Source organism: Rhodoferax sp. OV413 (assembly GCF_945881795.1).
In the GTDB taxonomy this organism is placed as follows: domain Bacteria; phylum Pseudomonadota; class Gammaproteobacteria; order Burkholderiales; family Burkholderiaceae_C; genus Allorhodoferax.
Genome location: NZ_CAMCVG010000077.1, coordinates 1 through 10,334 on the forward strand (window position 1 = coordinate 1; position 10,334 = coordinate 10,334).

11 protein-coding genes are annotated in these 10,334 nt (G+C 60.8%); 7 read left to right on the forward strand and 4 right to left on the reverse strand.

Annotated elements, in window-relative coordinates; genetic code table 11:
- Both Q0O05_RS09570 and Q0O05_RS09575 read left to right on the forward strand, forming a co-directional pair.
- A partial coding sequence (locus tag Q0O05_RS09570) for a GNAT family N-acetyltransferase (protein ID WP_293662476.1) occupies nucleotides 1-349 on the forward strand: 349 nt, incomplete at its 5' end.
- Nucleotides 346-765, forward strand: coding sequence for a hypothetical protein (locus tag Q0O05_RS09575; protein WP_293662478.1), 420 nt, complete (start codon nucleotides 346-348; stop codon nucleotides 763-765). The genes Q0O05_RS09570 and Q0O05_RS09575, both read left to right, overlap by 4 nt.
- A 191-nt stretch (nucleotides 766-956) precedes the next feature.
- Here Q0O05_RS09575 and acnB read toward each other — a convergent pair whose 3' ends face one another.
- The 4 genes from acnB to Q0O05_RS09595 form a co-directional block, all read right to left on the reverse strand.
- Entirely contained in the window at nucleotides 957-3,539 is a 2,583-nt protein-coding gene (gene acnB, locus Q0O05_RS09580) for a bifunctional aconitate hydratase 2/2-methylisocitrate dehydratase (protein ID WP_293662480.1), read from the reverse strand.
- A gap of 66 nt (nucleotides 3,540-3,605) precedes the next feature.
- On the reverse strand, nucleotides 3,606-4,205 hold the full coding sequence (locus Q0O05_RS09585) for a hypothetical protein (protein ID WP_293662482.1): 600 nt from the start codon (nucleotides 4,203-4,205) through the stop codon (nucleotides 3,606-3,608).
- A 20-nt stretch (nucleotides 4,206-4,225) separates the two neighbouring features.
- Nucleotides 4,226-5,293, reverse strand: coding sequence for an aldolase/citrate lyase family protein (locus Q0O05_RS09590; RefSeq protein WP_293662484.1), 1,068 nt, complete (start codon nucleotides 5,291-5,293; stop codon nucleotides 4,226-4,228).
- A gap of 27 nt (nucleotides 5,294-5,320) precedes the next feature.
- Entirely contained in the window at nucleotides 5,321-6,307 is a 987-nt protein-coding gene (locus Q0O05_RS09595) for a malate dehydrogenase (RefSeq protein WP_293662486.1), read from the reverse strand.
- A gap of 190 nt (nucleotides 6,308-6,497) precedes the next feature.
- On the opposite strand from Q0O05_RS09595, the gene Q0O05_RS09600 reads away from it, so the two are divergent.
- The 5 genes from Q0O05_RS09600 to Q0O05_RS09620 all read left to right on the forward strand — a co-directional run.
- The gene (locus Q0O05_RS09600) at nucleotides 6,498-7,304 is read left to right on the forward strand and encodes a GntR family transcriptional regulator (RefSeq protein WP_293662487.1); all 807 of its coding nucleotides are present in this window, start codon (nucleotides 6,498-6,500) and stop codon (nucleotides 7,302-7,304) included.
- A 104-nt stretch (nucleotides 7,305-7,408) separates the two neighbouring features.
- Nucleotides 7,409-7,852 (forward strand): succinate dehydrogenase, cytochrome b556 subunit, encoded by a 444-nt coding sequence (gene sdhC, locus Q0O05_RS09605; RefSeq protein ID WP_293662489.1) that lies wholly within the window; start codon nucleotides 7,409-7,411, stop codon nucleotides 7,850-7,852.
- Nucleotides 7,853-7,868: 16 nt separating this feature from the next.
- Entirely contained in the window at nucleotides 7,869-8,234 is a 366-nt protein-coding gene (gene sdhD / locus Q0O05_RS09610; protein ID WP_293662491.1) for a succinate dehydrogenase, hydrophobic membrane anchor protein, read from the forward strand.
- A 24-nt stretch (nucleotides 8,235-8,258) separates the two neighbouring features.
- Nucleotides 8,259-10,049, forward strand: coding sequence for a succinate dehydrogenase flavoprotein subunit (gene sdhA, locus Q0O05_RS09615; protein WP_293662493.1), 1,791 nt, complete (start codon nucleotides 8,259-8,261; stop codon nucleotides 10,047-10,049).
- 27 nt (nucleotides 10,050-10,076) lie between these two features.
- The coding region (locus Q0O05_RS09620) for a 2Fe-2S iron-sulfur cluster-binding protein (RefSeq protein WP_293662495.1) at nucleotides 10,077-10,334 on the forward strand (258 nt) is incomplete at its 3' end.

Sequence of the window (10,334 nt, forward strand, 5' to 3'; positions counted from 1 at the left end):
GCTTCTGGGTTTTGCCTATTGCAACTGGTTCAAGCCGCGTCCCGCGTTCCGCTTTTCTGCGGAAAACTCGATTTATCTGGCGCCTGAGGCGATGGGGCGCGGTATTGGCACCTGGTTGCTGACCGAATTACTGTCGCAGGCCGAGAAGCGAGGAGTGCGCAAGCTCATCGCGGTGATTGGGGACTCAGCCAACCACGGATCCATCGGCCTCCACGCGCGCTGCGGTTACCAGCGGGCAGGCATTATTGCGGCCTGCGGCTGGAAGTTTGACCGATGGCTAGACATCGTACTCATGGAAAAATCCTTGGGCGAAGGACACACTACTCCACCCTCAGAGGCCGCAATATGAAGAACAAAACATTGGCCGTTTGGCTCACCCTCAGCGTGGGCGCTTTGGGCCTTCACAGGTTGTACCTCGGACGTTACGACTGGGTTGCCAAGCTCTCACCCGTGCCCACTCTGTTAGGCCTCGTGGGGGTCATGCGGGCGCGAACCCTCGGCATCGATGACCCTGCGAGCTGGCTGCTCATCCCCCTGCTGGGGTTTGTGCTGGCCGCATGTGCCCTGAATGCGCTGGTTTATGGCCTCATGAGCGCCGAAAAATGGAACCAGCAATTCAACCCCGATTACCCCGACAGCGCGCAAGGAGCCACCACGGGCCTCACCGTGTGTGGCCTCGTGACTGCCCTTGGCCTGGGTACTACGATTCTGATTGCCACGCTGGCATACACCATTCAGCACGTTTTCGAATTCCAGCTGCATTAGGCGCTTGCAGCTACCGACCCAAAGAAGCGCGTACCCAAGTTTCTTAGAAGTCGGGCAACTCTTGGCGCAGCCGGCAAGCGCGCCGTTTTACTAATCAGGCTAATCCATAAAAAACCCCGCCAGCTACGCTGCGGGGCTGATGAGTAGGCCGGCGGGAAGCTCCTGCCGACTTTCTGTCACGTTGAACTACCTCACTTCACCGTCGCAGCAGACTCGGTGTAATCGCTGATCTGGTCGAAGTTCAGGTACTGATAGACCTTGTCGCTGGCCGCGGTCAGGACACTCATGTCGGCCAGATACTCTTCCCGGTTAGGAATGCGCCCGAGCTTGGAGCAAATGGCCGCCAACTCGGCAGATCCGAGGTACACATTGCTGTTCTTGCCCAGACGGTTAGGGAAGTTGCGGGTCGAGGTGGAGAACACGGTCGCGCCCTCCTTCACCTGTGCCTGGTTACCCATGCACAAGCTGCATCCCGGCATTTCCATGCGGGCACCTGCGCCACCCAGCACACCGTAGTGGCCTTCGTCGCTGAGTTGCTTGGCGTCCATCTTGGTGGGCGGCGCAATCCACAGCTTCACCGGGATATCGCGCTTGCCTTCCATCAGCTTGGATGCTGCGCGGAAGTGGCCGATGTTGGTCATGCAGGAGCCGATAAACACCTCGTCAATCTTGGCGCCGGCTACTTCGCCCAATGTCTTCACATCGTCGGGGTCGTTGGGGCATGCCACGATGGGTTCGTGAATGTCGGCCAGGTCGATGTCGATCACGGCTGCGTATTCGGCATCTGCGTCGCCTTGGAGCAGCTCGGGGTTCTTGAGCCAGGCCTCTTGCGCGGCGATACGTCGGGACAAAGTGCGCGCATCGGCATAGCCATTGGCGATCATCCACTTCATCATGGTGATGTTGCTGGTGACGTATTCCTCAATAGGCTCCTTGTTCAGGTGCACGGTACAACCTGCGGCGGAGCGCTCGGCAGACGCATCCGACAATTCAAACGCTTGCTCCACCTTCAGGTCCGGCAGGCCTTCGATTTCCAGAATACGGCCCGAGAAGATGTTCTTCTTGCCTTTTTTCTCCACCGTCAGCAGGCCGGCCTTGATGGCGTACAGCGGAATAGCGTTCACCAGGTCGCGCAGGGTCACGCCGGGCTGCATCTTGCCCTTGAAGCGCACCAGCACCGACTCCGGCATATCCAGCGGCATCACGCCGGTAGCAGCGGCAAAGGCCACCAAACCCGAACCTGCGGGGAAGCTGATTCCGATGGGGAAACGGGTGTGACTGTCGCCACCGGTGCCCACGGTGTCCGGCAGCAACATGCGGTTGAGCCAGGAGTGGATCACGCCGTCGCCGGGGCGCAGCGACACGCCGCCACGGGTGCTGATGAAGTCGGGCAGCTCGTGGTGCATCTTCACGTCCACGGGCTTGGGGTAGGCCGCGGTGTGGCAGAAGGACTGCATGACCAAGTCGGCGCTAAAGCCCAGGCAGGCCAGGTCTTTGAGCTCGTCGCGGGTCATCGGGCCGGTGGTGTCTTGCGAACCCACGGAGGTCATCTTGGGCTCGCAGTAGGTGCCGGGGCGAACGCCTTGACCTTCAGGCAAGCCGCACGCGCGGCCGACCATTTTTTGCGCCAGGCTGAAGCCCTTTTTGGTGTCGGCCGGGTTCTGCGGCAGGCGGAACAGGGTGGACGTCGGCAGGCCCAAGGCCTCGCGCGCCTTGGCAGTCAGGCCACGGCCGATGATCAGGGGAATACGGCCACCGGCGCGAACCTCGTCAAACAGCACCTCGCTCTTCACCTGAAATGAGGCGATTTCCTTGCCGTCTTTGAAGGCCTTGCCGTCGTAAGGACGCAGCTCGACGACATCACCCATGTTCATCTGGTTCACATCCAGCTCAATCGGCAGAGCGCCTGCGTCTTCCATGGTGTTGTAGAAGATGGGGGCGATCTTGGTACCCAGGCACACCCCGCCGAAACGCTTGTTGGGCACGTAAGGAATGTCTTCGCCGGTAAACCAGAGCACCGAATTGGTTGCGGACTTGCGGCTGGAGCCGGTGCCCACCACGTCGCCCACATAGGCCACCAGGTTGCCACGGGCGCGGAGCTCTTCAATGAACTTGACCGGGCCGCGCTTGCCGTCTTCCTCGGGGGTGATGCCGTCGCGCTTGTTTTTGAGCATGGCTAGGGCGTGCAGCGGAATGTCGGGGCGGCTCCAGGCGTCGGGTGCGGGGGACAGGTCGTCGGTATTGGTTTCGCCGGTCACCTTCAGGATGGTGACGGTGATGCTCTGGGGCACTTCGGGGCGGCTGGTGAACCATTCGGCGTCGGCCCAGCTTTGCAGCACGGCCTTGGCAAAGGCGTTGCCCTTATCGGCCTTTTCTTTCACGTCGTGAAACTGGTCAAACATCAGCAGGGTCTTCTTCAGGCCTTCTGCGGCCTCGGCAGCCACGGCAGCGTCGTCCAGCAGGTCAACCATGGGGCTGATGTTGTATCCGCCCAGCATGGTGCCCAGCAGCTCGGTGGCGCGGGCTCGGGAGATCAGGGCGCATTTCTCGGTGCCGTGGGCTACGGCGGCAAGGTAGCTCGCCTTCACCTTGGCGGCATCGTCCACACCGGCAGGCACGCGGTGCGTGATCAGATCAACCAGCATCGCTTCTTCGCCGGCGGGCGGCGCTTTGAGAAGCTCGATCAACTCGCCAGTCTGCTTGGCAGACAGAGGCAGGGGGGGGATGCCCAACGCGGCGCGTTCAGCGACATGGTCTCGGTAAGCTTGCAACATACTTTCTCTCCTTCAAAAATAACAAAAACACACATTACCGCCCGCCAGATATGCGCGAGCAGCTATCTATTTCGTAGCAATTTCCGCTTGCGGAGCGTTGGCGGGGGCAGGAGCCAGCAAATGGGAGTCGGGATCTTTTTCCATGGCCCGGGCGACGGCGTGCTGTTCGGGGCTCATGCACGCGTCCGCCAGACGCCGACCGCGCTTGTGGTCCATAAGCATCGACTTGTTGGCCAGCTGAAGCCAGACAGCGCCGCGGGCCGCGTCTTCCAGCCGGACGGCGCCGCTGCTGGTCGCCACCGGCACCATCGCAAAACGCTGCTTTCCGGACTCGACCACAAAGTGGCCTGCGTGTTGCGGATGCGCCTGCACCGAGACCGCGTGCGACAGTTCGCACGGCAGCACGCCAGTGGCAACCCGGGGCACCAGCGCCAACTGCTCGTCAGTCAAGGCCTCGGCCCTGTCGGCAGCCTTGTCCGGGGAATTCTCAACGCCCTTGTCCGCCCGATTCTCCACCCGCTTCTGTGCCCGCTTCTCCACCCGTTTTTGCACCGGCTTTCCGGGCGCCGTCAGGGCGCGCTTGGCGCCCACCTCGTCCGCGGGCTTGGAAGTGGCGCCTGCTGCGCTCGGGCCGCCTAGGACGGCCAGCATCGAGATCACGGCCATCAGTATCCGAAACCTGCTGTTCAGCATGGCTCCGCCCCATCCTGTTGATGGGATTTGGCGAAATACTGCGCCACGCCGGCAGGCAACACAATCCCGGTGGCATGGGCGCGCTCCAGCACTTGCCAGAAAAAGCGATAACTCGCACGGTCATGCAACACGCCCGTCACTGACACCGGCGCCCAGTCCGCTTCGGCTGCGCGGCACACGATGTCCGCGGCCTGCTCCAACGCCTGCGGCTCGGGCGCCAAGGCCCGCAAAATCGGGCGAATCTGGTCGGGGTGAATGCTCCACATGCGGGTGTAGCCCAGCGCCCTCGAAGCGTAGCGGGCTGCGCGGGTCAGCGCCTCGCTGTCTCTGAACTCGGTCACCACGCAATGCGAAGGCACCTTGCCGAAAGCATGGCAGGCGCTGGCAATCTCCATCTTGGCGCGCAGCACCAGGGGATGGTGGAACTGGTCCAAGGTTTCGGTGTCAGAGGCCGCGCGCACGCCCATGGCAGCGGCTGGAATCGCGCCGCCGTGGCTGGAGACAAAGTCCATCAAGCCAAAGCTCACCGACTGCACCCTCGGATGGGCCGCAATCTCAAAGGCGCGGTGCACCGCGGCTGGCGACTCAATCAAGACATGCAAAGGCACGGCGGCTGCGACCATGCCCATCGCATCGACCGCGCGCGCCGCAGCGTCCACATCGGCCGCCGACTCCACCTTGGGCAACATGATGAAACTCAGCGCCTGGGCCGCTGCGCCCACCACGCATTCCACATCCTGCAAAAAGGCCGGATGATCGACCGGGTGCAGGCGAGCGCCGACTCTACGGCGCAGGCCTTTTGCTACTAAATTGGGAGCTGCTTGCGCAGCATTGGCGAGGGCTGCGACCATATTTGCATGGTCTTTCTCACCGCCGACGGGAGCCCCGTCTTCGCAGTCCAGCGTGACATCGAAAACGCAGGCGCCGAACTCTTCGGTCATCTCTGCCTGCAATTGCAGGCTCTTGACCATGCGGGTCTCTACACCGCTGTAATGATCACACACCGGCAGCACACCCGCAGCGCCCTGCGCACCTAAAAGGATGTCGCGGGGGTGCTTCACGGTGCTTGCCGGTGCGTGGGCCAAGATTTACAGCAGGTGCTTCACGCCGTCTTGTTCGCCTTGCAGTTCGGCCAAGGTCTTGTTGATGCATTCTTGCGAGAACGCGTCAACCTCCAGGCCTTCGACGATTTTGTATTCGCCATTCGCACAGGTCACGGGGTAGCCGAACATGACTTCCTTGGGGATGCCGTATTCGCCGTTGGACGGAATGCCCATGGTGACCCACTTACCGTTAGTGCCCAGCGCCCAGTCGCGCATGTGGTCGATGGCAGCGTTCGCAGCCGAAGCGGCCGACGACAAACCGCGGGCAGCGATGATGGCCGCACCGCGCTTGCCGACGGTAGGCAGGAAGGTTTCGCGGTTCCAGGTTTCGTCGTTGATCATGTCTTTCACCGACTGGCCGGCAATCGTGGCAAAACGGTAGTCAGCGTACATGGTGGGCGAGTGGTTGCCCCACACGGCCAATTTTTCGATGTCGGCCACGGCCTTGCCGGTTTTGGCCGCCAATTGGCTGGCCGCGCGGTTATGGTCCAGACGAAGCATGGCGGTGAAGTTCTTGGGTGGCAGGTCAGGCGCGGCCTTCATGGCGATGTAGGCGTTGGTGTTCGCAGGGTTGCCGACCACCAGCACCCGGACATCGCGAGAAGCCACGGCGTTCAGCGCCTTGCCCTGCGTGGTGAAGATGGCGCCGTTGATTGCCAGCAGTTCGGCACGTTCCATGCCGGGGCCGCGGGGGCGGGAACCCACCAACAAAGCGTAATCGGTGTCCTTGAAGGCGGACATGGGGTCGGAATGCGCCTCGATGCCGGCCAACAAAGGGAACGCGCAATCTTCGAGCTCCATGATCACGCCCTTGAGCGCGTTCTGGGCTTTTTCGTCGGGGATTTCGAGCAACTGAAGGATCACGGGCTGGTCTTTGCCCAACATTTCGCCGGAGGCGATGCGAAACAGAAGTGCGTAACCGATTTGGCCTGCTGCGCCTGTGACGGCAACGCGGACGGGTTTCTTGCTCATGGTAATACTCCAGGAAGTGTTGAGAAAACAGGTGTGGCGCAGCGCCCGCAACAGGGCTCTGCTGCGCTGCAGTACGCGCTGGAGTTTACCCTCGAAATGAAGCGCCGGTCAATTTGTCTTATGTCTTATATAAGATATGATTAGCCATCAACAAGAGCCTGACTCCGCGCTGACCAAAAGCACCGTACCCATGCCAGTGAACACACCCCCATCGAGCGAAAGCACCTCCGGGGCCACCATCGATCCGGGCTCGCCAGTCGGCCTGCCGGGTACGCCTGCCTTCAGCCCACTCTACCAACAGATCAAGACACTCATCCTGCAGAGCCTGCAGAGTGGCGAATGGAAGCCCAGCGCCGCCATTCCCAGCGAACAGGAATTGGCCGGCCGCTACAAAGTCAGCCAAGGTACGGTGCGCAAGGCCATCGACGAACTCGCCGCGGAAAACCTCCTTGTTCGGCGCCAGGGCAAGGGCACTTTTGTGGCAACCCACGCTGAGCGTCAGGTGCAGTACCGCTTTCTACGGCTCGTATCTGAACACCAAGACCCGGCCAGCGAAGGTCCCGCGCAGCGGCGCATCATTGACTGCAAACGCACCCGCGCCAATGCCGAGGTGGCCCGCGCGCTGGCGCTGCGCAGCGGCGATGCGGTGCTGCAAGTGCGGCGGGTGCTGTCGTTCTCCGGTGTGCCCACCATCCTCGAAGACCTGTGGCTGCCCGGCGGCCCGTTCAAGGGGCTGACTGCAGAGCGCCTGACCGACTACGACGGCGCGATGTACGCGCTGTTTGAAACCGAATTCGGCGTACGCATGGTGCGCGCCGAAGAAAAATTAAAGGCCGTTCTGCCCGACACCGAGCAGATGGAACTGCTGCAAGTTGGTGCGCATACACCGCTGCTGAGCGTGGAGCGCACCGCATACACCTACAACGACATCCCGATGGAATTGCGGCGTGGCTTGTACTTCACGGATACACGGTACTATCGCAATGCGCTAAATTGACGCAACGCACCATGCAAGTCCAATGTCAGATTGGTGCGGTGCAATAGAATTTTGGTCAACGGTTTACAAAACGACACCGACGTTTCATCGCAGAAAGCCATTTCATGACTGAACTTAGCCCCACCTCCAAACGCGCGCGGCCCGAATTCCGCAACATCAATGCGCTCAAAGACCTCCCCACCTACCGCCTGCCGCCTGCCGGCTGGGTGTCGATCCTGCACCGCGTGAGCGGCGCCATCATGTTTCTGCTGATGCCATTCATCATCTGGATGTTCGACACCTCCGTGTCCTCCGAAATCTCATTTGCAAAGTTCAGTAGCGCATTTACCGTGGGCCTGGGCTTTATCCCTGGCTGGTTTGTCAAGCTGGTCGCGTTGGCCCTTATCTGGGCTTACCTGCACCACTTTATTGCCGGCATTCGCCATCTGTGGATGGACATCAACCACGCTGTGAGCAAAGAATTCGGTCGTAGCTCCGCCCTGGTCACCCTGGGACTGGGCAGCCTGCTGACCCTGGTATTGGCACTCAAGCTCTTCGGCGCTTATTAATCAAAGGAAGCACCCCATGGCAGTGAATTACGGATCCAAGCGCGTCGTTGTCGGCGCGCACTACGGCCTGCGTGACTGGCTTGCGCAACGCGTGACCGCGGTGCTGATGGCTTTGTTCACCGTGGCCCTTCTGGCCCAAGTAATCTTCAATAAAGGCCCGATTGGTTACGACAAATGGGCCGGCATTTTTGCAACCCAGTGGATGAAGTTTCTGACCTTCGCGGTGATCATCGCCATGCTTTACCACGTGTGGGTCGGCATCCGCGACATCTGGATGGACTACATCAAACCCGTCTCCGTGCGCTTGTCCCTGCAAGTGTTCTCGATTGTTTGGCTGGTCGGCTGCGCTGGCTGGGCTGTCCAGGTTCTGTGGCGTCTCTGATTCCCCTCCAACAGGCACATATTCATGTCTTACTCCGTATCTAAACGCAAATTCGACGTCGTGATCGTCGGGGCCGGTGGCTCCGGCATGCGCGCATCCCTGCAACTTGCTCGCGCCGGCCTGAATGTGGCCGTTTTGTCCAAAGTGTTCCCCACCCGCTCCCACACCGTGGCAGCGCAAGGCGGTATTGGCGCCTCTTTGGGCAACATGAACGACGACAACTGGCACTACCACTTCTACGACACTGTCAAGGGCTCCGACTGGCTGGGCGACCAAGACGCCATCGAATTCATGTGCCGTGAAGCCCCCAAGGTCGTCTATGACCTCGAGCACATGGGCATGCCGTTTGACCGCAACCCGGATGGAACGATTTACCAGCGCCCCTTTGGCGGCCACACCTCCAACTATGGCGAAAAGGCGGTCGAGCGCGCCTGCGCAGCGGCTGACCGCACCGGCCACGCCATGCTGCACACCCTCTATCAGCAAAACGTGGCTGCCAAGACCAGCTTCTTTGTGGAGTGGATGGCGCTGGACCTGATCCGCGACGCGGAAGGTGACGTGGTCGGCGTGACCGCTCTGGAAATGGAAACCGGCGACATCCATATTCTGGAAGCCAAAACCACGCTCCTGGCCACCGGTGGCGCTGGCCGTATTTTTGCCGCCAGCACCAACGCCTTCATCAACACCGGCGACGGCCTGGGCATGGCGGCACGCGCTGGCATCCCCCTCGAAGACATGGAATTCTGGCAGTTCCACCCCACCGGCGTAGCAGGCGCTGGCGTGTTGCTGACTGAAGGCTGCCGTGGCGAAGGCGCGATTTTGATCAATGGCAACGGCGAGCGATTCATGGAGCGTTATGCTCCCACCCTGAAGGATCTGGCACCCCGAGATTTCATCTCCCGCTGCATGGACCAGGAAATCAAGGAAGGTCGTGGCTGCGGCCCCAACAAGGATTACGTGCTGCTGAAGCTCGACCACCTCGGTGCCGAAACGATCCACAAGCGCCTGCCCTCGGTTTACGAGATCGGCGTGAACTTTGCCAACGTTGACATCACCAAAGAGCCCATCCCCGTGGTGCCCACCATCCATTACCAAATGGGCGGTATTCCCACCAACGTCAACGGCCAAGTGGTGGTGCAAAACGGTGATGTGCACAACGAGGTGGTCAACGGTCTGTATGCTGTGGGCGAATGCTCCTGCGTCTCAGTGCACGGCGCTAACCGCCTGGGCACCAATTCACTGCTTGACCTGCTGGTATTCGGCCGCGCTGCGGGCAACCACATCGTCGACTTCATCAAGGGCAGCAAGGAACACAAGACATTGCCCAAAGATGCTGCTGACCGCACCCTGGAGCGCGTCTCCCGCCTGGACTATGCCACTGGTGGCGAATACGCCCAAGACGTTGCCAACGACCTGCGTGCCAGCATGCAACTGCACGCCGGCGTGTTCCGTACCCAAAAAAGTATGGACGAAGGCGTGGTCAAGATTGCCGCGCTGCGCGAACGCGTCAACGCGCTCAATCTGAAAGACAAATCCAAGGTCTTTAACACTGCCCGTATCGAAGCGCTGGAAGTCGAGAACCTGATCGAATCCGCAGAGGCCACGATCGTGTCGGCAGCGGCCCGCCACGAGAGCCGCGGTGCCCACACCGTGAACGATTACGGCGACACACCCGAGCATCCCAATGGCCGTAACGACCAGGACTGGCACAAGCACACCCTGTGGTACAGCGAAGGCAACCGCCTGAGCTACAAGCCCGTCCAAATGAAGCCTCTCACCGTGGACTCCGTGCCACTAAAAGTCCGCACTTTCTAAGCGTAGAACCTTCGCGAGAACCTGAATATGACCAAACGCACTTTCTCCATCTACCGCTACGATCCTGATAAGGACGCCAAACCTTATATGCAGGACATCGACGTCGAGCTTGACGGCTCCGAGCGCATGTTGCTTGACGCCCTGATGAAGCTCAAAGCCATTGATCCTTCCATCTCCTTCCGCCGCTCCTGCCGGGAAGGTGTGTGCGGTTCGGACGCCATGAACATCAACGGCAAGAACGGCCTGGCCTGCCTGACCAACATGCTCACCTTGCCCGGCAAGATC